The organism is Nocardioides sp. Kera G14, from assembly GCF_020715565.1.
Lineage (GTDB): Bacteria > Actinomycetota > Actinomycetes > Propionibacteriales > Nocardioidaceae > Nocardioides.
In genome coordinates, this window is the sequence record NZ_CP085839.1 from 1,204,324 (window position 1) to 1,227,565 (window position 23,242).

Consider the following 23,242-nt stretch of genomic DNA (forward strand, 5'->3'; position numbering starts at 1 on the left):
ACTGGGGTGCGCGTGGCGCCCGTCGCACTGATCGCGTTGCTCATCGGACTCACCGTCGTCGCACTCGCGACGGTGGTCGGACTGGTGCGATGGTGGCCCGACCGCGCCGAGGTCGCCAAGATCCAGGGCTCCATGCAGTACGCCGCCCCCGGCGTCACCTACGTCGACGCCGACGTCACGCGGGTCCAGCCACGATGCGCACAGGCGCTCGATGCCCAGCCCACCTGCGGGCAGCTCGAGGTCACGCTCACGGACGGCCCGGAGAAGGGCAGCAAGCAGCTGGTGGGGATCGCTCCCGAGGTCGCGGCCTCGGGACTGAAGCCCGGTGACTCGGTCAAGCTCATCCGGACTCCCGCGCAGGCCGGTCAGAAGGCGGCGTACGCCTGGCAGGACGTGCACCGCGGCACGCCGCTGTGGGTGCTCGCCCTGCTCTTCGCCGTGGCCGTCGTCGCGGTCGCGCGGCTGCGCGGCCTGATGGCACTGGTGAGCCTCGCGATCGCGGGAGCCATCATCGGCTGGTGGCTGCTGCCCTCACTGCTGAGCGGCCACCCGCCGCTGCTGGCCACCGTCGCCGCGTCGATGGCCATCATGCTTCTCATCCTGCCCCTGACCCACGGGCCCAATGCCCGCACGGGCGCGGCCCTCGGGGGCACCGTCGTCGGTGTCCTCGTCACGGCGGTCACCGCCTGGCTCGCGGTCGACGCCACCCGGATGAGCGGCGTCATCGATGACGGTGGCTCGATCCTGTCCTCGTCGGTCGCCGGCCTCAGCCTGCACGGCGTGCTGATGGCAGCGATCGTGATCGCCGGCCTCGGCGCCCTCAACGACGTCACCATCACCCAGGCCTCCGCGGTCTGGGAGCTGCACGAGACCGACCCGGCGATGTCGCCGTGGCGGCTCTTCGACCGTGCGATGCGGATCGGCCGTGACCACGTCGCCTCGACGATCTACACACTCGCGTTCGCCTACGTCGGCACGGGTCTCACGGTGCTGCTCGCCCTCGGTCTCTACGACCGCCCGCTGCTGAGCCTCCTCGGCACCGAGGACCTGGCCGAGGAGATCGTGCGTTCGCTGGTGGGAGGACTCGGGCTGGTGCTGGCGATGCCCGCCACGACGGCGCTCAGCGTGTGGCTGGTCCGGGGGTCGTCGCTGACGTCGACCGCCGGCCGCCGGCGGGCGCACTAGCCCCGCGAGGCAGCACTAGGCTGGCGCGCTGTGAAGCGCGAAGTCCGTCGACCCACGCCGCATCCCTCCGGGGCGACGGCGCCGCCGATCCCGGCCGACCTCGTGCCCCGGCACGTCGCCGTGATCATGGACGGCAACGGGCGCTGGGCCAAGGAGCGCGGCCTGCCACGGACCCGCGGTCACGAGGAGGGGGAGTCGAGCCTCTTCGATGTGGTCGAGGGCGCGATCGAGCTCGGGGTCAAGGCCGTGTCGGCGTACGCCTTCTCGACGGAGAACTGGAGCCGCAGCGCCGACGAGGTGAAGTTCCTGATGGGCTTCAACCGCGACGTCATCCGTCGCCGGCGTGATGAGATGCACGAGCTCGGCGTCAGGGTCCGCTGGGCCGGCCGGGCGCCCCGGCTGTGGAAGTCGGTCATCCGTGAGCTCCAGGTCGCCGAGGAGCTGACCAAGGACAACGACGTCTGCACGTTGACGATGTGCGTCAACTACGGCGGTCGGGCGGAGCTGCTGGACGCCACGACCCGGATCGCCGAGGACGTCGCCGCGGGTCGCCTGAACCCCCGGAAGATCGACGAGAAGACCTTCGCCCGCTATCTCTACGTCCCTGAGCTCGCCGAGGCGGACATGGTCTGGCGTACGTCGGGGGAGCAGCGTCTCTCCAACTTCATGCTCTGGCAGGCGGCCTACTCCGAGATGGTCTTCACCGACGTGCTCTGGCCCGACGTCGATCGCCGCGACCTGTGGGCGGCGTGCGAGACCTATGCCCGCCGCGACCGGCGGTACGGCTCGGCCTGAGGACGCTCGGTGCATCGCCGTGCCCTACGATTTCGCCATGGCCAAGCCCGTCTCTGCTGTCGATTCCGTCGTCAACCTCGCCAAGCGGCGCGGTTTCGTCTACCCCTGCGGCGAGATCTACGGCGGAACCCGGTCGGCCTGGGACTACGGCCCCCTCGGCGTCGAGCTCAAGGAGAACATCAAGAAACAGTGGTGGCGCTCGATGGTCACGTCCCGCGACGACGTGGTCGGCCTCGACTCCAGCGTGATCCTCCCCCGCCAGACGTGGGAGGCCTCCGGCCACGTGGCGACCTTCTCCGACCCGCTCATCGAGTGCCTCCACTGCCACAAGCGGCACCGGCAGGACCACCTCCAGGAGGCGTACGCCGAGAAGGCCGCGAAGAAGGGGACGGAGGTTAACCCCGATGACGTTCCCATGTCCGACGTCGTCTGCCCCGACTGCGGCACCCGCGGCCAGTGGACCGAGCCGAAGGCCTTCTCCGGCCTGCTCAAGACCTACCTCGGTGTCATCGACGACGAGTCCGGGCTGCACTACCTGCGCCCCGAGACCGCGCAGGGCATCTTCCTCAACTTCGCCAACGTCGTGACCAGCCAGCGGATGAAGCCCCCGTTCGGCATCGCGCAGATCGGCAAGTCCTTCCGCAACGAGATCACGCCGGGCAACTTCATCTTCCGCACGCGCGAGTTCGAGCAGATGGAGATGGAGTTCTTCGTCAAGCCCGGCGAGGACGAGCAGTGGCACCAGTACTGGATCGACACCCGCCTCCAGTGGTACGTCGACCTGGGCATCAACCCCGACAACCTGCGCCTCTACGAGCACGCCAAGGAGAAGCTCTCGCACTACTCCAAGCGCACCGTCGACGTGGAGTACCGCTTCAACTTCGCCGGCTCGGAGTGGGGCGAGCTCGAGGGCGTGGCCAACCGCACCGACTTCGACCTGTCCACCCACGCGAAGCACTCCGGCGCCGACCTGTCCTACTTCGACCAGGCGAACAACGAGCGCTACACGCCGTACGTCATTGAGCCGGCCGCCGGACTCTCGCGTTCCCTGATGACCTTCCTCGTCGACGGGTACGTCGAGGAGGAGGCGCCCAACGCCAAGGGAGGCGTCGACAAGCGCACGGTGCTCAAGCTCGACCCGCGCCTCGCGCCGGTCAAGGCCGCCGTTCTGCCGCTGAGCCGCAACGAGGACCTGAGCCCGAAGGCCAAGGGGCTCGCCGCCGAGCTCCGCAAGAGCTGGAACATCGACTTCGACGACTCGCAGTCGATCGGCAAGCGCTACCGCCGCCAGGACGAGATCGGCACGCCATACTGCATCACCGTCGACTTCGAGACCCTCGACGACCAGGCGGTGACGATCCGCGAGCGCGACACGATGTCGCAGGAGCGCGTCGCCCTCGACCAGGTGCCCGCCTACCTCGCCACGCGACTCATCGGGGCCTGACACATGAGCTGGCGCGGCACCCGGATCGCGGCAGCCGGGGCGGTGGTCGTCCTCGGGCTGTCCACGCTTGCGGCCTGTGGCGGCTCGGACGAGAAGCCCACGCCGACACCGGCGGCCACCACCAGCGCTCCGGCCGCGGCCCCCAAGGGTTATCCGACCGGGTCGCCGGTCGGCCTCGACTACGCCAAGCCCGGCGACTCGTTCCAGCTCGGAGAGTCGGGCACTGTCGCGTGGCAACCGCCCAAGGCGACGGCGGTCGGCGCCCTGAGGATCAGCGTCAGCGCGATCCAGCGCACGACCTTCGCCAAGAGCTTCCGGGACTGGAAGGTCGCCGACGAGGTGAAGGGCTATGCGCCGTACTTCGTCCAGGCCTCCGTCGCCAACGTCGGCCCGACCAACCTGGGTGCGCAGACCGTCCCGCTCTACGGCGAGACGTCGGCCGACACCCTGCTGGAGCCGAGCACATTCGCGACGACGTTCAAGCCCTGCACCCCGAGCACCTTCCCGCAGAAGTTCACGACAGGACAGGTCGCTGTCGTCTGCATGGTCTACCTCGTCCCCGACGGTGGCCAGCTCACCGGCGTGACTTTCCGGCCGACGGAGGGCTTCACGCCGATCACCTGGAGCGGTGACGCGCAGACGATTGGGGCCGAGCCGACCCCGTCGGCGACAATCACCCAGTGACCACTCTGCACTTCGGCTCCCTCGAGATCGCCACGCCCGTGGTCCTCGCGCCGATGGCCGGGGTCACGAACGCGGCCTACCGCGCGCTCTGCGCCGAGCAGGGCGCCGGCCTCTACGTCTGCGAGATGATCACGTCGCGCGGCCTGGTCGAGGGCGACCAGCACACCCGCGACATGCTCGTCTTCGACGAGTCCGAGAAGGTCCGCTCGGTCCAGCTCTACGGCACCGACCCGGTCTATGTCGGCAAGGCCGCACAGATCCTCTGTGAGGAGTACGGCGTCGCCCACATCGACCTCAACTTCGGCTGTCCCGTCCCGAAGGTCACCCGCAAGGGCGGCGGGGGCGTGCTGCCCTACAAGCGCAAGCTCCTCGGCGCGATCCTCTCCTCGGCCGTCGCGGCCACCGAGCCCTATGGCGTTCCGGTCACGATGAAGACCCGCAAGGGCATCGACGAGGACCACCTCACCTACCTCGACGCCGGCCGGATCGCCGAGGACACCGGCATCGCCGCGATCGCGCTGCACGGCCGTACCGTCGCGCAGGCCTACTCCGGCGAGGCCGACTGGGAGTCGATCGCCGAGCTGAAGGCCTCGGTGTCGTCGATCCCGGTCCTCGGCAACGGCGACATCTGGGAGGCCTCCGACGCCCTGCGCATGGTCGCTCAGACGGGTGTCGACGGAGTGGTCATCGGCCGCGGCTGCCTCGGCCGCCCGTGGCTCTTCGGCGACCTCGCCGCTGCCTTCGCCGATCCGCAGGGTCGCGCTGCGGCGCTGCCCACGCTCGGCGAGGTCGCCGACGTGATGCGCCGCCACGCGGAGCTGCTCTGTGTCCATATGGGTGAGGAGCGCGGCTGCAAGGAGTTCCGCAAGCACGTCGCGTGGTACCTCAAGGGCTTCGGCACCGGAGGCGAGATGCGCCGGCAGCTCGGCCTGGTCAAGACGCTGGCCGACCTGGACCGCCTGCTCGGCGAGCTCAACCGCGACGAGCCGTTCCCCGTGAGCGAGCTGGGTGCCCCGCGCGGCCGACAGGGCGCACCGCGCGCCAGGGTCGCCTGCCCCGAGGGCTGGCTCGACGACACCGACGGCCTGGGTCTCGACATTTCGGAGGACATGGTCTCCGGCGGTTAGGCTCTCGCCCCATGTCCGATAGTCCCCGCCACGCAGGCCGTCGCCGCGCACCGCGCCGCCGCCGCGTGAGCCCCCTCCTGGTGGCCGCTGGGGCCGCCGTGGTCGGGACGCTCGCCGTGGTCGGCGGGGGAGTGGCGCTGACCGGGCCGATGACGATGGGTGCCTTCACCAATGCGGCCGCTCCGGTCGCTGCCGTCGCCCCTGCGGCCCAGGTCGGCACCGCGGCGCCTCTGCCCGACGACCGCCTCCGCGCCGCCACGCTCTCCCGCTCGCTCTCGCGGCGCGCGGTCGAGAAGTCGCAGAAGAAGCAGACCCGGTGGACGACCACCGCGCTCAACCTCTGGGCCGGCGCCGGCGACGACGCCAAGCAGCTCAGTGAGCTCAAGGAGGCGACGAAGCTGCTCGCGACCGGGGTCACGCGCAACGACCGCGAGCAGGTCGTCGTCGACGACACCATCGGCTGGGTCACCTCGGGTCACCTCTCCGACGAGAAGCCGCCGCCGGAGCCGGCGGGCATCTCCATGGAGCCGTGCCCCGACGCGTCGGTCGAGAAGGGCCTCAAGCCACAGACCATCAAGGTCTACCGCTCGGTGTGCCACGCCTTCCCCCAGATCACCTCGTACGGCGGCTGGGCGCCCCGCAGCGAGCACGACACCGGCAACGCCCTCGACGTGATGACCAGCGACAAGGCGCTCGGCGACGAGATCGCCGCCTGGGCCCTCGAGCACGCGGCCGAGCTCGACCTCTACGACGTCATCTGGTACGACCGGATCTGGACCCCCGTCCGCGCCTCCGAGGGCTGGCGCGACTACGGCGACCACGGCTCCGCGACGGCGAACCATATGGATCATGTCCACATCGGCACGAACTAACTGTCGATCCGGCGCCCGGCGGAGCGTTCGCGGCGTTGCACGCCGCTCGACGGCCGCTTCGCTCTAGGGCCGCCTTCGCGGCGGCGCCTTGCGACCGCACACGCCGGACACCGGCTCGCTACCCTCACACCGTGGCCGACCTCTACACCGACTCCGATCGGGAGCGGATCGTCGAGGAGCCGCCGAAGCGGGTCGATGCTCCGGTGCGCACGCCGTTCGAGCGCGATCGCGCCCGACTCGTGCACGCGGCGTCGTCGCGACGGCTCGCCGCCAAGACCCAGGTGGTCGGCCCGCAGTCGGACGACTTCGTCCGCAACCGCCTGACCCACAGCCTCGAGGTCGCCCAGATCGCGCGCGACATCTCCCGTGCCCTCGGCGACGGGGCCGCCGAGCTGGCGGACCTCGCCGAGACGGCGGCCTTGGCCCATGACCTCGGGCACCCGCCGTTCGGCCACAACGGCGAGGACGTCCTGCACTCCCTGGCGGCAGAGGCGGGCGGATTCGAGGGCAACGCCCAGACGCTGCGCATCCTCACCCGACTGGAGTCCAAGACGCATCGACCCTCAGGGGCCTCGGTCGGGCTCAACCTCACCCGCGCCACCCTCGACGCCTGCACCAAGTACCCGTGGCGGGCCGGCGAGCACGGCCGCAAGTTCGGTGTGTATGACGACGACCTCCCGGTCTTCACCTGGATGCGCTCAGGCGTCGAGGGCCACGGGAAGTGTGTCGAGGCGCAGATCATGGACCTCGCGGACGATGTCGCCTACTCGGTGCATGACGTGGAGGACGGTGTCGTCGCCGGTCGGATCGACCTGACCAGCCTCGACGTGGAGGCGCTGCGCGAGGTCGTCCGCGGCTGGTACCTCCCTGAGGTGCAGGACGCGGAGCTCGACGAGGCGCTCGGAGGACTCCGCGCTGTCGATGGCTGGCCGTCGTCGACGTACGACGGGAGCCGGGGCAGCCTCGCCGCCCTCAAGAACCTCACCAGCGACCTCATCGGGCGTTTCTGCGGCGCCGTGCAAGCAGCGACTCCGACCGAGGGAGGGCTGGTGCGCCACCGCGGCAACCTCGTCATCCCGGAACGCACCCGCGTCGAGATCGCCGTGCTCAAGGGAATCGCGACCCACTACGTGATGCTGACCGACACCCGGCGCGAGCTGCAGGCGCGCCAGCGGGAGCTGCTCACCGAGCTCGTCCAGGTCCTTCTCGACCGTGGCCCCGATGCCCTCGACCGCCAGTTCGCCGACGACTGGCGTGCCGCCGCCGACGACAGCGCCCGGCTCCGCGTCGTGATCGACCAGGTCGCCAGCCTCACCGACGTGACGGCTGTGAGCTGGTATGAGCGTCTGGTCGGCCCCAGGACCTAGACTCCGGCTCGTGGCCGGCCGGATTCTCGAGAAGAGCATCGCTGAGGTGCGCGAGAAGGCCAAGATCGAGGACATCGTCGGCCAGTACGTCACGCTCCGTCGGTCTGGCTCCAACATGCAGGGCCTCTGCCCCTTCCACGACGAGAAGTCCCCGAGCTTCAACGTCAACCCCTCGCGGGGATTCTGGCACTGCTTCGGCTGCGGCGAGGGCGGTGATGTCATCGCCTTCGTGCAGAAGATCGACGGTCTCTCCTTCGCCGACACCATCGAGCGCCTGGCGGACAAGGTCGGCGTACAGCTGCAACGGGAAGAGGGCTTCGGCGGCCCGCAGGAGAAACGCGGACCCAGCCGCGGCACGCTGATCGAGGCACACAGGATCGCGGCGGAGTTCTTCGTCGAGCAGCTCCTGTCGCCCACGGCTATGCCGGCGCGGCAGTTCCTGATGGAGAAGGGCTTCGACCAGGCGGCAGCCGCCCGGTTCGGCGTCGGCTTCGCGCCGACCGACGGCAAGCTGCTGGCCCAGCACCTGCGCTCACGCGGGTTCTCCGAGGAGGAGCTCGTCACCGCGGGCATCGTCGGCACGAGGGGCTCGTCGCGCTTCGAGGGTCGGGTGATCTGGCCGATCCGGGAGTCCAGCGGCGACGTGATCGGGTTCGGGGCGCGCAAGCTCTTCGAGAACGACTACATCAAGGGCAAGTACATCAACACGTCCGAGACCCCGATCTACAAGAAGAACCAGGTCCTCTACGGCATCGATCTGGCCCGCAAGGGTCTGCAGACCAGTCATCGCGCGGTCATCGTGGAGGGCTACACCGACGTCATGGCCTGCCACCTCGCCGGCGTCACCACCGCCGTCGCCACCTGCGGCACCGCCTTCACAGGCGACCACGGCAAGGTGCTGCGCCGCCTGATGGGCGACTTCGCCGGCTCGACCGGCGAGATCGTCTTCACCTTCGACGGCGACGCTGCCGGCCAGGCAGCGGCCATGAAGGTCTTCGCCGCCGACGAGGACTTCCACTCGCCGACGTACGTCGCTGTCGCCCCCGACGGCATGGACCCCAACGACCTGCGCCTCAGGCAGGGCGACGAGGCCGTCCGTGCGCTGATCGACAGCAGGAAGCCGCTCTACCAGTTCGTGCTGCGCAACGTCGTCGCGCGCTACGACCTCGACCGCGCCGACGGCCGGGTCGATGCCCTCCGGGAGGGCGCGCGTCTCGTCTCCTCGGTCCGCGACCGCTCCAAGGTCAGCGAGTTCACCCGCGAGCTCGCCGGCCTCGTCGGTGTCGACACCGAGAGCGCGATCGCCGAGGTACGCCGGGCGGGCGACCGCCGCACGCGCCCGGCCACCTCCGCGGCCCACCCCATGCCCGCGGCGCCACCGGCCGGTCCGGCGCTGCCCGACCCGCGCGACCCGAGGCTCTCGCTGGAGCGCGAGGTGCTCAAGGTCCTGCTCCAGCAGCCGGTCGTGATCGGCAGTCTCACCGCCAGCATCGGCACCGACGACTTCACCCACCCTGCGTATCGGGCCCTCTGGGCGCTGATGGCGGAAGCCGGGGGAGTCGTGGCCGGCGCGAGCGATCCGCAGTGGGTCTCCACCGTCCGCAGCCGATGCACCGACGAGCGTCTCCTCCCGCTGCTGTCGGCCCTGGCCGTGGAGTCGATCCGCACGAAGGCCGCCGACGCGGGCTATGTCCGCGAGGTCGTCTCCCGGCTGCGCGAGGCGACGGTCTCCCGCAGCATCGCCGACGCCCACTCCCGCCTCCAGCGCTCCGACCCGGGCGACACCGACACCTATTTCCGCGTCGCCGGCGAGCTCCAGGCGCTCGAGCAGGAGCGCCGCGCACTCCGCGCCGAGATCGCCTCCTAGGACCCGCGCTGAGGGGCGTGACCCCGATTTCATCTGTCGCCGCCCGGGTTGCTACTGTTTCGGCGCTGCCAAGCGATCCCCTGTAGCTCAACTGGCAGAGCATGCGACTGTTAATCGCAGGGTTGTTGGTTCGAGTCCAACCGGGGGAGCAAGAAGAATACGAACGGCTGTTCGCGGGTATCTCCAGAACATGCCAGCCACTACCGCCCGGGCGCGACTGCCCAAGCCGCGCGGGACGCTCAGCGAGCAGGTCATCGAGGCGATCCGCGAGCCGCAGGGCACGCCGATCGACGTCGAGCCCGACTCACACGACGACGCCGCGATCGCCCTCTGGACCCTGTATGAACTCTCCTACCGCAGCTTCGAGGACGCCGACGAGGGCTCCGAGTGGGATGTCGAGTTGCTCCGCGTCCGTGGCCGTCTCGAGGCCGACCTCGAGAAGCGACTGCGTGCCCGGTGGACCGGCGTGCCGGCGTACGAGAGCAGCACGGGCACCGCTTTCGAAGAAGCTTTCTTCGACTACGTCCAGGAGTTCGAGGGTCCGTCGCTCGCGCGCTTCATCCAGACCAAGGCGACCCGCGAGCAGGCGCTCGACTTCCTCCGGCTGAAGTCGATCTACCACCTCAAGGAGTCCGACCCCAGCAGCTTCGTGGTCGCCCGGCTGCCCCTCGAGGCGCGGGCCGGCCTGATGGCGCTGCAGTTCGACGAGTACGGCGCCGGCTCGCCCGACCGTCTCCACGCCGGCCTCTTCGCGCGCGGCATGGCAGCCTCGGGCCTGCGGCCGGACGAGGGTGCGTACGTCGACGAGACCCCCGCGCTGATCCTCGAGCAGAACAACGCGATGAACCTCTTCGCCCTTCACCGCCGGCTCCGTGGTGCGGCCATGGGTCTGCTCGCCGCCTTCGAGGCGACCAGCTCGATCCCCTGCCGCCGCATCGCTCGCGGGCTGGAGCGCCTCGACTTCCCGCCGGAGATGGTCGAGTACTACACCGAGCACGTCGAGGCCGACGCCGTCCACGAGCAGCTCGCGGTCCGCAGCATCTGCGCACCGATGATCGCCGACCAGCCCTCCGTCGAGGCCGACATCTGGTTCGGTGCCTTCACCTGCCTCGACCAGGAGAACCAGGTGGCCGAGCTCCTCCTCGGTCAGTGGCAGCAGCACGAAGGAGAGGCAGCATGACCGAGGCCAGCGCCCCCGACGTGATCGTCTGCCCCGGCGGCCCCGTGCTGCTCCGCGGCGACCACGTCGTCCGCGACGAGAACGGCGGCGAGCACCACACCACCCGGCCGGTCAGTGCAGTTTGCCGTTGCGGCAAGTCCGCCCTCAAGCCGTGGTGCGACGGCACCCACAAGCTCGTCCCGGCGGACAAGAAGCCCTGAGCACTCGGTAGGGTCATCGCCCTGAGGGGCGGTAGCTCAGTCGGTTAGAGCAGAGGACTCATAATCCTTGGGTCGTGGGTTCGAGCCCCACCCGCCCTACGGAAGGCACTCTCATTAGGCTTGCCCGCGTGAATGTCCTCGACGATCTTGAATGGCGCGGCCTGATCGCCGACTCCACCGACCGCGACGCGCTGCGTGAGGCGCTCGGCTCCGGGAGCGTGAAGTTCTACATCGGCTTCGACCCGACGGCGCCCAGCCTGCACATGGGCAACCTGCTGCAGATCGTCACGGCGATGCGCCTCCAGAGGGCCGGCCACTCGCCGTACATGCTCGTCGGCGGCGCCACCGGCATGATCGGCGATCCGCGTGACTCGGGTGAGCGGAGCCTCAACTCCCTCGACACCGTCAAGGAGTGGGTGGAGCGGGTACGCCGACAGATCGAGCCGTTCGTCTCCTTCGAGGGCGACAACGCGGCGACGATGGTCAACAACTATGACTGGACATCCGGTCTCTCCACCATCGACTTCCTGCGCGACATCGGGAAGCACTTCCCGATCTCGCGGATGCTGGCCCGCGAGACGGTGAAGCGTCGGCTCGAATCCGCCGACGGCATCACCTACACGGAGTTCTCCTACGTGCTGCTGCAGTCGATGGACTACCTCCAGCTCTTCCGCGACCACGGCGTGACGCTGCAGTTCGGCGGCTCCGACCAGTGGGGCAACATCACGGGGGGCGTGGAGCTGATCCGGCGCGCGGCCGGCGGTCACGCCCATGCCTTCACCACGCCGCTGATCACCAAGGCCGACGGCACCAAGTACGGCAAGACCGAGGGCGGCGCACTGTGGCTCGACCCCCAGATGATGTCGCCGTACGCGTTCCATCAGTTCTGGCTCAACGTCGAGGACGCCAAGGTCGGCGAACTCCTGCGTGTCTTCACCTTCCTCTCCCACGGGGAGATCGAGGAGCTGGAGGCGAGCACCGCGGAGAAGCCGTTCCTCCGCGCGGGTCAGAAGGCGCTGGCCGATCACATGACGACGCTCGTGCACGGAGCCGAGGAGACCGAGCAGGCGAAGGCAGCGGCCGGCGCCCTGTTCGGCGGGGGAGACCTCACCGTCCTCAGCCCCACGACGCTCGCCTCCGCGCTGCAGGAGGCCGGGGCGGTGAGCATCGACAAGGGGGAGAAGTGGCCCAGCGTGGTCGACCTCCTGGTCGAGAGCGGACTGGCCACCAGTCGGGGCGAGGCCCGTCGCACCATCGGTGAGGGCGGTGCCTACGTCAACAACATCCGTGTCGAGGACGCCGAGGCGGCGGTCTCGGAAGCCGACCTCCTCGGGGGCTCGTGGCTCGTCCTGCGCCGCGGCAAGAAGCGGTTCGCGGGCGTCGAGATCAGGTAGCTCGCGCCGATTTGTGTTCTGCGGAGGACGTGCCTAATGTTCTCCGAGTCGCCAACGGAGCGGCGGGGAGCAAGACCCGGTTCGGGTCGGGCTGCCGGCCCCGGGACGACCACCCCCAAGCCAAAAGATCCAGGCTGACGTGTGCGCGCTGAAGCGGCCATGAAAACCTGGGACAACTGCGCGCGGAGGTGAAGGAGAGAAAAGCGCCGATTAGGTCCGCGAGAAAGTCTCCGCTAAAGTTCTGGGAACGGAAGCGGAAAAGCGGTTCTAAGGAACGCAATTCGATCCGGTCGGATGAGAAAAGCGTGGATTTGGAAAGCGCGAAACGAATCTGATAAAGTTCAGACAAGCCCTGAGGGTGAAGAGCGAAAAGCTCGGAGCCGCAGAGCGCGTGTGATTCTTGAGAACTCAACAGTGTGTTATTGAATAGTCGACGAATTAGTTTGTAACCTCGTCGCCTTTATGGTGGCGAATTTCTTTGACAATGATTCTGACAATGTTCCATGTCTTTGGATGTGGATCGTCAGTGATCTCCTGTCAGAGGTCAAGTTTTCTACGGAGAGTTTGATCCTGGCTCAGGACGAACGCTGGCGGCGTGCTTAACACATGCAAGTCGAGCGGAAAGGCCCTTTCGGGGGTACTCGAGCGGCGAACGGGTGAGTAACACGTGAGTAATCTGCCCTGCACTCTGGGATAGCCTTGGGAAACTGAGATTAATACCGGATATGACACATGCTCGCATGGGTGTGTGTGGAAAGTTTTTTCGGTGCAGGATGTGCTCGCGGCCTATCAGCTTGTTGGTGGGGTAATGGCCTACCAAGGCTTCGACGGGTAGCCGGCCTGAGAGGGTGACCGGCCACACTGGGACTGAGACACGGCCCAGACTCCTACGGGAGGCAGCAGTGGGGAATATTGGACAATGGGCGGAAGCCTGATCCAGCAACGCCGCGTGAGGGATGACGGCCTTCGGGTTGTAAACCTCTTTCAGCACAGACGAAGCGCAAGTGACGGTATGTGCAGAAGAAGGACCGGCCAACTACGTGCCAGCAGCCGCGGTAATACGTAGGGTCCGAGCGTTGTCCGGAATTATTGGGCGTAAAGGGCTCGTAGGCGGTTTGTTGCGTCGGGAGTGAAAACCCAGGGCTTAACTCTGGGCTTGCTTTCGATACGGGCAGACTTGAGGCATTCAGGGGAGAACGGAATTCCTGGTGTAGCGGTGAAATGCGCAGATATCAGGAGGAACACCGGTGGCGAAGGCGGTTCTCTGGGAATGTTCTGACGCTGAGGAGCGAAAGTGTGGGGAGCGAACAGGATTAGATACCCTGGTAGTCCACACCGTAAACGTTGGGCGCTAGGTGTGGGACACATTCCACGTGTTCCGTGCCGCAGCTAACGCATTAAGCGCCCCGCCTGGGGAGTACGGCCGCAAGGCTAAAACTCAAAGGAATTGACGGGGGCCCGCACAAGCGGCGGAGCATGCGGATTAATTCGATGCAACGCGAAGAACCTTACCTGGGTTTGACATATACGGGAAGCCCCCAGAGATGGGGGTCTCTTTGATACTCGTATACAGGTGGTGCATGGCTGTCGTCAGCTCGTGTCGTGAGATGTTGGGTTAAGTCCCGCAACGAGCGCAACCCTCGTCCTATGTTGCCAGCACGTGATGGTGGGGACTCATAGGAGACTGCCGGGGTCAACTCGGAGGAAGGTGGGGATGACGTCAAGTCATCATGCCCCTTATGTCCAGGGCTTCACGCATGCTACAATGGCCGGTACAAACCGCTGCGATCCCGTGAGGGGGAGCGAATCGGAAAAAGCCGGTCTCAGTTCGGATTGGGGTCTGCAACTCGACCCCATGAAGTCGGAGTCGCTAGTAATCGCAGATCAGCAACGCTGCGGTGAATACGTTCCCGGGCCTTGTACACACCGCCCGTCACGTCACGAAAGTCGGCAACACCCGAAGCCGGTGGCCTAACCCCTTGTGGGAGGGAGCCGTCGAAGGTGGGGTTGGCGATTGGGACGAAGTCGTAACAAGGTAGCCGTACCGGAAGGTGCGGCTGGATCACCTCCTTTCTAAGGAGCACACACCCACAGGTATCCGGCACAACGTCGGTGCATCGGTGGTGTTCACTAGTGGAATCGTCGACGAAGTGCCCTTCTGGGTTGCTGTCATCCTCAGTACAACCGGTGTCTCTTCGGGGGCGCTGGAGTGGAACCTGGGTGGTGGTGATGAGGTGGGGTTTTCGGTAACACACTGTTGGGGTTCTGAGGAATCACGCGTCCAGCGGTTGCTGGTGTGCCTCGGTGCCTGAGTGCGCTTGATCCCGCGGAGGTGGGTGAGGGGGTGTTCTGGGTGTGGTGTTTGGTTGTTTTGAATAGTGGACGCGAGCATCTTGTAAGCAATTTTGAAGACACGCTGTGCAGTTGTGCTGTACGTGTGTCTGGTCTTTTGTAGTTGAGTTGTTTGATCATTGCTCGACGAAGACGATGGCCGAGTGTGGTTTGTTGTTTTTGTTGAGTGTTTGTGCGACAAGCTATGAAGGGCACATGGTGGATGCCTTGGCATCAAGAGCCGATGAAGGACGTACGAGCCTGCGATAAGCCCTGGGGAGTTGGCAACGAAGCGTTGATCCGGGGGTGTCCGAATGGGGGAACCCACCACGAGTCATGTCGTGGTACCCGCGCCTGAATATATAGGGCGTGTGGAGGGAACGTGGGGAAGTGAAACATCTCAGTACCCACAGGAAGAGAAAACAAGAGTGATTCCGAGAGTAGTGGCGAGCGAAATCGGATCAGGCTAAACCGTATGCGTGTGATACCCGGCAGGGGTTGCGTAGGCGGGGTCGTGGGACCTTTCAGAACTATCTGCCGGTGGTTCAGACAGTAAGAAATGCATGATGAGGGTGAACCAGTTGGAGAGCTGGACCGTAGTGGGTGATAGTCCCGTAGCCGTAAGTTGTGCACTGTCGAGAGGTATCCCAAGTAACACGCCACTCCTGGAATGGTGTGTGAATCTGGCAGGACCACCTGTTAAGCCTAAATACTCCTTGATGACCGATAGCGGACCAGTACCGTGAGGGAAAGGTGAAAAGTACCCCTGGCGGGGAGTGAAATAGTACCTGAAACCGTGTGCCTACAATCCGTTAGAGCTGAGTCTTCGGACGAGGTGATAGCGTGCCTTTTGAAGAATGAGCCTGCGAGTTAGCGGTGTGTGGCGAGGTTAACCCGTGTGGGGTAGCCGTAGCGAAAGCGAATCCGAATAGGGTGAATTAGTCGCACGCTCTAGACCCGAAGCGGAGTGATCTACCCATGGGCAGGTTGAAGCGACGGTAAGACGTCGTGGAGGACCGAACCCACTTCAGTTGAAAATGGAGGGGATGACCTGTGGGTAGGGGTGAAAGGCCAATCAAACTCCGTGATAGCTGGTTCTCCCCGAAATGCATTTAGGTGCAGCGTTGCGTGTTTCTTGCCGGAGGTAGAGCACTGGATAGCCGATGGGCCCTACCAGGTTACTGACGTTAGCCAAACTCCGAATGCCGGTAAGTGAGAGCGCAGCAGTGAGACTGCGGGGGATAAGCTCCGTAGTCGAGAGGGAAACAGCCCAGACCATCAGCTAAGGTCCCTAAGCGATAACTAAGTGGAAAAGGATGTGGAGTCGCAGTGACAACCAGGAGGTTGGCTTGGAAGCAGCCACCCTTGAAAGAGTGCGTAATAGCTCACTGGTCAAGTGATTCCGCGCCGACAATGTAGCGGGGCTCAAGTTATCCACCGAAGCTATGGCATTCACATAAGCCCACTCGTATGAGTCAGGTGTGTGGATGGGTAGGGGAGCGTCGTGTGGCGGGTGAAGCGGCGGAGTGATCCAGTCGTGGATGCCACACGAGTGAGAATGCAGGCATGAGTAGCGAATGATGAGTGAGAAACTCATCCGCCGATTGATCAAGGGTTCCAGGGTCAAGCTAATCTGCCCTGGGTAAGTCGGGACCTAAGGCGAGGCCGACAGGCGTAGTCGATGGACAACCGGTTGATATTCCGGTACCGGCAAAATAGCGCCCATGCTGACCCCAGTGATGCTAAGTGCCCGAAACACCGCGACCGATCCTTCGGGAGAGGCGTGTGTGCGTAGCGCATGACCCGAGCTGGTAGTAGGCAAGCGATGGGGTGACGCAGGAAGGTAGTCGATCCGGCGCGATGGTAGTCGCCGGCTAAGGATGTAGGCCGAGGCATAGGTAAATCCGTGTCTCTGACTTTGATGTCGTGGTTGAGATCTGATGGGGACCCGTTTGGGGAAGTCGATGATCCTATGCTGTCGAGAAAAACCTCTAGCGAGCTATGCGCCGCCCGTACCCCAAACCGACTCAGGTGATCAGGTAGAGAATACCGAGGCGATCGAGTGAACCATGGTTAAGGAACTCGGCAAAATGCCCCCGTAACTTCGGGAGAAGGGGGGCCCGGATCGTGAACCGTCTTGCACGGGGAGCGTGAAGGGCCGCAGAGACCAGGCCCAAGCGACTGTTTACTAAAAACACAGGTCCGTGCTAAGTCGTAAGACGATGTATACGGACTGACTCCTGCCCGGTGCTGGAAGGTTAAGAGGACGGGTTAGACGCAAGTCGAAGCTCAGAATTTAAGCCCCAGTAAACGGCGGTGGTAACTATAACCATCCTAAGGTAGCGAAATTCCTTGTCGGGTAAGTTCCGACCTGCACGAATGGAGTAACGACTTGGGCGCTGTCTCAACCGTGGACTCGGCGAAATTGCACTACGAGTAAAGATGCTCGTTACGCGCGGCAGGACGGAAAGACCCCGGGACCTTTACTATAGTTTGGTATTGGTGTTTGGTTCGGCTTGTGTAGGATAGGTGGGAGACTGTGAAGCGGCCACGCCAGTGGTTGTGGAGTCATCGTTGAAATACCACTCTGGTCGTACTAGATGTCTAACCTAGGACCGTGATCCGGTTCAGGGACAGTGCCTGATGGGTAGTTTAACTGGGGCGGTTGCCTCCTAAAATGTAACGGAGGCGCTCAAAGGTTCCCTCAGCCTGGTTGGCAATCAGGTGTTGAGTGTAAGTGCACAAGGGAGCTTGACTGTGAGACAGACATGTCGAGCAGGGACGAAAGTCGGAACTAGTGATCCGGCGTCGGCAAGTGGAAGCGACGTCGCTCAACGGATAAAAGGTACCCCGGGGATAACAGGCTGATCTTCCCCAAGAGTCCATATCGACGGGATGGTTTGGCACCTCGATGTCGGCTCGTCGCATCCTGGGGCTGGAGTAGGTCCCAAGGGTTGGGCTGTTCGCCCATTAAAGCGGCACGCGAGCTGGGTTTAGAACGTCGTGAGACAGTTCGGTCCCTATCCGCCGCGCGCGTAGGAAACTTGAGAGAGGCTGTCCCTAGTACGAGAGGACCGGGATGGACGAACCTCTGGTGTGCCAGTTGTACCGCCAGGTGCATGGCTGGTTGGCTACGTTCGGAAGTGATAACCGCTGAACGCATCTAAGCGGGAAGCACGTCTCAAGATGAGGTTTCCCACCCGTTATGGGTTAAGGCCCCCTATAGACCATGGGGTTGATAGGCCGGAGGTGTACAGCAGTAATGCCCAGCCGACCGGTACTAATAGGCCGAGGGCTTGTCACACAAGCACTCAACAAAACCAACAAACGATCCGTTTGCTACACGTATGTCTCGCGTCCACGAGAAACAACGACACCACGAGAGTGTGTCAATTGAATAGTTGGCTTCAACGCCCACTCGAAGCATCTGCTTCGTGGGTGGTTGAGAAAGAGTTACGGCGGCCATAGCGAGAGGGAAACACCCGGTCCCATCCCGAACCCGGAAGTTAAGCCTCTCAGCGCCGATGGTACTGCGACCGCGAGGTCGTGGGAGAGTAGGACGCCGCCGGACAATATTTCCCGAGGGGGCCACCGCAAGGTGGCCCCCTCGATGCATTTGCCCCATGGTTTGCCCGCAGGGCAGTTCAGGAGAAGATCGAGTCATGGCAGACGAGCGTCGTAACAACAGGTCCGGCCAGTCCGGACGTCCCGCGCAGGGCGGCAAGGGTCGTCCTGCCGCGAAGAAGGCCGCCCCGAGCGGTCGTAAGCCCGCCTCGCGCGACGGCAAGCCGTCGTACCGCGACCGCGACGACAAGCCCGGCGCCAAGAAGGCCGCCCCCGGCCGTGGCCCCAAGCCGTACGCCTCGCGCGGGCGCGACGCCGACGGCGTCGACCGGAGGGGCCAGTCCGGCTGGAAGCAGCGCTCGGAGCGCGAGCCCGAGGCCGAGCGCACCGCGGACCAGAAGGCCTACGACGGCCCCGACCTGCCCGAGTTCATCACCGGCAAGGAGCTCGACCGTGGCGTCGCCGCCCAGTTGAAGGGTCTGCCCGAGAAGCTCGCTGCTCGCGTCGGTCGCCACCTCGCTGCCGCGCAGCACTTCCTCGAGGTCGACAACGCCGAGATCGCCTATCAGCACGCGCTCGCCGCGAAGAGTCGTGCTCAGCGTCTGGCCATCGTGCGGGAGGCTGTCGGTGAGGCTGCGTACTACGCCGGCCACTTCGACGTCGCCCTCGCCGAGCTGCGGGCCGCCAAGCGGATGAACGGCGCGACGGCGTACCTCCCGATGATGGCCGACTGCCACCGGGCGCTCGGGCACCCGGAGCAGGCACTCAAGCTGGCCCAGAGCCCGTCGGTGAAGAACTTCGCCGCCTCCCAGAAGGCGGAGATGACGATCATCGAGGCGGAGGCCCGTGCGGACATGGGGCAGATCGATGCTGCTCTCCGCACGCTCGAACTCGCGCCCCTGATGAGCAAGAGCCGCGAGGGCTGGGTCGTGCGTCTGCGCTACGTCTACGCCGACATCCTCGAGAAGGCCGGCAAGACGGAGGACGCCCTCACCTGGTTCCACCGGACCCTGGCGATCGACGCCGAAGAGGCGACCGATGCGGGCGAGCGTGCGTCGGCTCTTGAGTCCAAGCGCGCGTAACGCTGGCATTCAGACGCAACTTCCGTCACAATTGGCGGCATAACAACACACGTGTGGTTCGGTTCGTTCCGAGATGAGATCGCTGGGGAAGGCGCAGCTCACGCCGGAACGAAGGAGAACCATCAGTGACCACATACAGCTCCACTGCTTCCTCTCGTCCCGCCTCGAGAGGAGTTCTCTACGTGCACTCGGCGCCGTCTGCGTTGTGCCCGCACGTGGAGTGGGCCGTCGGCGGCGTGCTGGGCACGTCCGTCAGCCTCGACTGGACCCCTCAGCCCGCCCAGGCCGGCACCTATCGTGCCGAACTCTCCTGGTCGGGCGCGGTGGGCTCGGCCGCTGCCGTGGCCTCCGCGCTCAAGGGCTGGCAGCACCTGCGCTTCGAGATCACCGAGGAGCCGACCAGCGGCTCTGAGGGTGTTCGGTTCTCCTACACTCCGGAACTCGGTGTCTTCCACGCGGTCACGGGCCTCTACGGTGACATCATGATTCCGGAGGACCGGCTCAAGGCCGCGGTCGTGAAGGCGGCGCTCGGCGAGACCACGCTCCTGCTCGAGGTGGACAAGCTCCTCGGCAAGCCCTGGGACGACGAGTTGGAGACCTTCCGTCACGCCGGTGAAGGCGCGCCCGTCCGCTGGCTCCACCAGGTGGTCTGAGCTACCGCCGCTTCGCCTTCCGGCACTTCTTCTTGTGGTGCTTGGCGTACTTCGGCTTGCTGCACTTGCCGGCCTTCTTCGTCGACGCCGGTGTGATCTGGAAGTAGAACGGCGTGAGCGTGGTGGCCGTCTGGTTCACCCCGTCGCTGAGATCGAGTTCCCCCGTCAGGCTGAAGCGGCCGGGGGCGTGCACGTTCTTCGAGCAGAGTTGGAAACGTCCGGTGCCGCGTAGCGGATCGGTGTCGGTGAAGAACTGGAACGCCTGGTTGGTGCCACCGGCGTCGGTGACCATCACCTGCAGCAGCCAGTCGTACTGCGAGGGATCGATGTCGATCTGGTAGTGGTACGTGTACCAGGAGCAGCCCGACACAAGACGTTGTGCGGGCGCAGAGACGCTCGCCGGAACAGCGGCGGACGCTGGGGCGGCGGGCGTGATGCCCGCCAGCCCCAGGGTCAGCGCCGCTGCCAGTGTTCCGAGAGTGATCCGCCTCACAAGAGGCTCAACGGAACGCCTCCCGGTGCGGTTACGGTCAGAGTGGGATGTTGCCGTGTCGCCCGCGGTGTACGCCGTCGCGCTGGACGGCCTCGGCGAGCGCTGACGCGATGACCGATCGGGTGTGCGCAGGCTCGACGATCTCGTCGACGACGCCGAGCTCCACGGCACGGTCGACGCCGCCCGCGATGCGGGCGTGTTCCTCGGCGAGTGCCGCTTCGACGTCGGCGCGCTGGTCGGCCGGAACCTCCGCCAGCTTGCGGCGGTGGATGATCCGGACCGCCGCCACGGCACCCATCACGGCGACTTCGGCCGAGGGCCACGCGAACACGCGGGTCGCTCCGAGTGAGGCTGCGTTCATGGCGAGGTAGGCGCCGCCGTACGTCTTCCGGGTCACCAGGGTGACGCGGGGGACGGTGGCCTCGGCGAAGGCGTGCAGCAGCTTCGCACCGCGGCGGACCACGCCGTCCCATTCCTGGCCGACGCCCGGCAGGTAGCCGGGGACGTCCACGACGACTACGAGCGGGACGCCGAAGGCGTCACACATCCGGACGAATCGGGCGGACTTCTCGGCCGAGAGCGAGTCGAGGCAGCCACCCAGGCGCAGCGGGTTGTTGGCGATCACGCCGACCGTCCGTCCGCCGAGCCGGCCGAGGGCGGTGACCATGTTGGGCGCCCAGCGGGCGTGGAGCTCGACAGTCGTGTCCGGATCGAGCAGCCCGTCGACGAGCGGATGGACGTCGTAGGCACGCTTGGGGTTCTCGGGGAGGAGGTGGGCGAGGTCGACGTCGTTCACCGCGGGGACCGAGAGGCTGCGCTGGTCGGCGAGGAGTCCGGTGACCTCGCGGGCGCGCAGGAGCGCGTCCGCCTCAGTCTCGGCGACGAGGTGCACCACGCCCGAGCGCCGGCCGTGCGGCTCGGGGCCGCCGAGGCGGAGCATGTCCACGTCCTCACCGGTGACCGAACGGACGACGTCGGGGCCGGTGACGAAGATGCGGCCCTCGGGGCCGAGGATCACGACGTCCGTCAGGGCGGGGCCGTAGGCCGCACCTCCGGCGGCCGGGCCGAGCACCACGGAGATCTGCGGGATCACGCCCGAGGCCTGCGTCATGACGCGGAAGATCCGGCCCACGGCGTGGAGCGAGAGGACACCCTCGGCGAGCCTGGCACCGCCGGAGTGCCAGAGACCGATGATCGGGATGCCCTCGGTCATCGCACGGTGGTAGGCGTCGACGACGACCCGGCAGCCGACGTCGCCCATCGCGCCGCCCATGACCGTCGGGTCGGAGCAGAACGCCACCACGCGGACGCCGTCGATCGTGCCGATCGCCGCGAGCATGCCCGAGTCGTCCGGCTCGGAGAGCAGCTCGAGCGAGCCCTCATCGACCAGGGCGGTCAGGCGGACCAGCGGGTGACGGGGGTCGAGCCGCGTGTCCGCGGGCAGGACGGCCGTCACGAGTGGCTCCCGAAGGCGACCGCCACGTTGGAGCCGCCGAAGCCGAAGGAGTTGTTGAGCGCCGCGATGTCGCCGAGCGGCAGGTCACGCGGCTTGGTGGCGATGTCGAGCTCGACGGCCGGGTCCTGCTGGTCGAGGTTGATCGTCGGCGGGGCGAGGCGGTGGTGGAGCGCGAGCACCGTCGCGACGGCCTCGAGTGCTCCGGCGCCGCCGAGCAGGTGGCCCGTCATCGACTTGGTGCTCGTCACGACGACGCGGTCGACGTGTGATCCGAGGGTCGCGTGCAGCATCAGGCCCTCGGCGATGTCACCCTGCGGGGTCGACGTCGCGTGGGCGTTGACGTGCGCGATGTCGGCGGGATCGATGTCGCCGTCGGCGAGGGCCAGGCGGATCGCCCGGGATCCTCCGCGACCGGCCGGGTCGGGCTGGGCGATGTCATGGGCGTCGGCCGAGAGGCCTGCACCCAGCAGCTCGGCGTAGATCCGCGCGCCGCGGGCGACGGCGTGCTCGAGCCGCTCGAGGACGAGTACGCCGGCACCCTCACCGAGCACGAAACCGTCCCGCTTCACGTCCCACGGTCGCGAGACCGCGGTGGGGTCGGTCTCATCGGCGGTGCCGGTCTTGGAGAGCGCCATCATGTTGGCGAACGCCGCGATCGGCAGCGCGTGGACGGCGGCCTCGGTGCCGCCGGCGACCATGACGTCGGCGCGGCCCAGACGGATCTGGTCGGCGGCGACGGCGATCGCCTCATTGCCCGAGGCGCAGGCCGAGACCGGCGCGTGGACCGAGGCCCGTGCGACGAGCTGCAGGCTGACGTTCGCCGCCGGCGCGTTGCCCATCAGCATCGGCACGGAGAGGGGTGAGACCCGGCGGGGGCCCTTCTCCAACATCGTGTCGTAGTTGTCGAGCAGGGTGGTCACGCCGCCGATGCCCGAGGCCAGGGCGACGCCGACACGCTCGGCGTCCAGACCGGCCTCGGTCGTCGTACCGACGAAGCCGGCGTCGGCCCAGGCCTCGGCGGCGGCGATGACGGCGAACTGGGTGGAGCGGTCGAGCCGTCGTGCCTGCACCCGGTCGAGCACCTCGGAGGGCTCGACGGCGACCTGTCCGGCGATCCGGACGGGGAGGGCCTCGGCCCAGGGCGCAGTGAGGGGGCGTACGCCGGAGCGGCCGGCGATCAGCGCCTCCCACGTGGACGGGACGTCCCCTCCGACCGGGTTGGTGGTGCCCAACCCGGTGACGACGACTCGGACGCGGCTCATACCGTGGCGCCCGCCTTCTCGATGAAGGAGACGGCGTCGCCGACCGTGGTGAGGTTCTTGAACTCGGCGTCGGGGATCGAGACGCCGAACTTCTCCTCGGCGGCGACGACGATCTCGACCATCGACAGGGAGTCGACGTCCAGGTCGTCGGTGAAGGACTTGTCGAGCTGGACCTCGTCGGCGTCGGTGCCGACGACCTCGTTGACGATGTCGGCGAGGGCGGCGCGGATCTCTTCAGTGCTGCTCATGGTGATTCCTCTTCTTGTTGGGTGGTGCTGATCGTGGG

17 protein-coding genes, 2 tRNA genes and 3 rRNA genes are annotated in these 23,242 nt (G+C 66.3%); 18 read left to right on the plus strand and 4 right to left on the minus strand.

The window, feature by feature from the left end; genetic code table 11:
• Positions 1 to 12 precede the first annotated feature (12 nt).
• The 18 genes from LH076_RS05995 (at position 13) to LH076_RS06080 (ending at position 19,745) form a co-directional block, all read left to right on the plus strand.
• The gene (locus LH076_RS05995) at positions 13 to 1,185 is read left to right on the plus strand and encodes a YibE/F family protein (RefSeq protein WP_227783085.1); all 1,173 of its coding nucleotides are present in this window, start codon (positions 13 to 15) and stop codon (positions 1,183 to 1,185) included.
• 30 nt (positions 1,186 to 1,215) lie between these two features.
• Positions 1,216 to 1,980, plus strand: a complete 765-nt coding sequence (locus LH076_RS06000) for an isoprenyl transferase (protein ID WP_227783086.1) — start codon at positions 1,216 to 1,218, stop codon at positions 1,978 to 1,980.
• 37 nt (positions 1,981 to 2,017) lie between these two features.
• On the plus strand, positions 2,018 to 3,424 hold the full coding sequence (locus LH076_RS06005) for a glycine--tRNA ligase (RefSeq protein WP_227783087.1): 1,407 nt from the start codon (positions 2,018 to 2,020) through the stop codon (positions 3,422 to 3,424).
• 3 nt (positions 3,425 to 3,427) lie between these two features.
• A complete protein-coding gene (locus LH076_RS06010) occupies positions 3,428 to 4,108 on the plus strand; it encodes a hypothetical protein (protein ID WP_227783088.1) in 681 nt (226 codons plus the stop codon).
• Complete coding sequence (gene dusB, locus LH076_RS06015) at positions 4,105 to 5,235, plus strand: tRNA dihydrouridine synthase DusB (RefSeq protein ID WP_227783089.1); 1,131 nt, start codon at positions 4,105 to 4,107, stop codon at positions 5,233 to 5,235. Before LH076_RS06010 ends, dusB begins: the two co-directional genes overlap by 4 nt.
• An 11-nt stretch (positions 5,236 to 5,246) precedes the next feature.
• Complete coding sequence (locus LH076_RS06020; protein WP_227783090.1) at positions 5,247 to 6,107, plus strand: mucin-2 protein; 861 nt, start codon at positions 5,247 to 5,249, stop codon at positions 6,105 to 6,107.
• Between the two features lie 131 nt (positions 6,108 to 6,238).
• A complete protein-coding gene (locus LH076_RS06025; protein WP_227783091.1) occupies positions 6,239 to 7,474 on the plus strand; it encodes a deoxyguanosinetriphosphate triphosphohydrolase in 1,236 nt (411 codons plus the stop codon).
• Positions 7,475 to 7,484: 10 nt separating this feature from the next.
• On the plus strand, positions 7,485 to 9,341 hold the full coding sequence (gene dnaG / locus LH076_RS06030; protein ID WP_227783092.1) for a DNA primase: 1,857 nt from the start codon (positions 7,485 to 7,487) through the stop codon (positions 9,339 to 9,341).
• 76 nt (positions 9,342 to 9,417) lie between these two features.
• Positions 9,418 to 9,490, plus strand: a tRNA-Asn gene (locus LH076_RS06035).
• 41 nt (positions 9,491 to 9,531) lie between these two features.
• Positions 9,532 to 10,521, plus strand: coding sequence for an iron-containing redox enzyme family protein (locus LH076_RS06040; RefSeq protein ID WP_227783093.1), 990 nt, complete (start codon positions 9,532 to 9,534; stop codon positions 10,519 to 10,521).
• On the plus strand, positions 10,518 to 10,721 hold the full coding sequence (locus LH076_RS06045) for a CDGSH iron-sulfur domain-containing protein (protein WP_227783094.1): 204 nt from the start codon (positions 10,518 to 10,520) through the stop codon (positions 10,719 to 10,721). Before LH076_RS06040 ends, LH076_RS06045 begins: the two co-directional genes overlap by 4 nt.
• A gap of 25 nt (positions 10,722 to 10,746) precedes the next feature.
• Positions 10,747 to 10,820, plus strand: a tRNA-Ile gene (locus LH076_RS06050).
• A gap of 29 nt (positions 10,821 to 10,849) precedes the next feature.
• Positions 10,850 to 12,115 carry a tyrosine--tRNA ligase gene (gene tyrS / locus LH076_RS06055; RefSeq protein ID WP_227783095.1) on the plus strand — a complete coding sequence of 422 codons (1,266 nt, stop codon included), beginning with the start codon at positions 10,850 to 10,852 and terminating at the stop codon, positions 12,113 to 12,115.
• 552 nt (positions 12,116 to 12,667) lie between these two features.
• Positions 12,668 to 14,188, plus strand: a 16S ribosomal RNA gene (locus LH076_RS06060).
• Between the two features lie 454 nt (positions 14,189 to 14,642).
• Positions 14,643 to 17,750, plus strand: a 23S ribosomal RNA gene (locus LH076_RS06065).
• A 150-nt stretch (positions 17,751 to 17,900) separates the two neighbouring features.
• Positions 17,901 to 18,017, plus strand: a 5S ribosomal RNA gene (gene rrf / locus LH076_RS06070).
• Together the 16S, 23S and 5S rRNA genes form the textbook arrangement of a ribosomal RNA operon.
• Positions 18,018 to 18,108: 91 nt before the next feature.
• Positions 18,109 to 19,092 (plus strand): tetratricopeptide repeat protein, encoded by a 984-nt coding sequence (locus LH076_RS06075; protein WP_227783096.1) that lies wholly within the window; start codon positions 18,109 to 18,111, stop codon positions 19,090 to 19,092.
• A gap of 125 nt (positions 19,093 to 19,217) precedes the next feature.
• Positions 19,218 to 19,745 (plus strand): DUF3145 domain-containing protein, encoded by a 528-nt coding sequence (locus LH076_RS06080; protein WP_227783097.1) that lies wholly within the window; start codon positions 19,218 to 19,220, stop codon positions 19,743 to 19,745.
• A gap of 1 nt (position 19,746) precedes the next feature.
• On the opposite strand, the gene LH076_RS06085 is transcribed toward LH076_RS06080, so the two are convergent.
• Genes LH076_RS06085 through LH076_RS06100 form a run of 4 tightly spaced genes read right to left on the minus strand, consistent with a single transcriptional unit; the run spans position 19,747 to position 23,204 of the window.
• On the minus strand, positions 19,747 to 20,238 hold the full coding sequence (locus LH076_RS06085) for a hypothetical protein (RefSeq protein ID WP_227783098.1): 492 nt from the start codon (positions 20,236 to 20,238) through the stop codon (positions 19,747 to 19,749).
• 37 nt (positions 20,239 to 20,275) lie between these two features.
• Complete coding sequence (locus LH076_RS06090; protein WP_227783099.1) at positions 20,276 to 21,694, minus strand: acyl-CoA carboxylase subunit beta; 1,419 nt, start codon at positions 21,692 to 21,694, stop codon at positions 20,276 to 20,278.
• Entirely contained in the window at positions 21,691 to 22,956 is a 1,266-nt protein-coding gene (locus tag LH076_RS06095; RefSeq protein WP_227783100.1) for a beta-ketoacyl-[acyl-carrier-protein] synthase family protein, read from the minus strand. The genes LH076_RS06090 and LH076_RS06095 overlap by 4 nt, the downstream gene beginning before the upstream one ends.
• On the minus strand, positions 22,953 to 23,204 hold the full coding sequence (locus tag LH076_RS06100; protein ID WP_227783101.1) for an acyl carrier protein: 252 nt from the start codon (positions 23,202 to 23,204) through the stop codon (positions 22,953 to 22,955). Before LH076_RS06100 ends, LH076_RS06095 begins: the two co-directional genes overlap by 4 nt.
• Between the last annotated feature and the right edge of the window lie 38 nt (positions 23,205 to 23,242).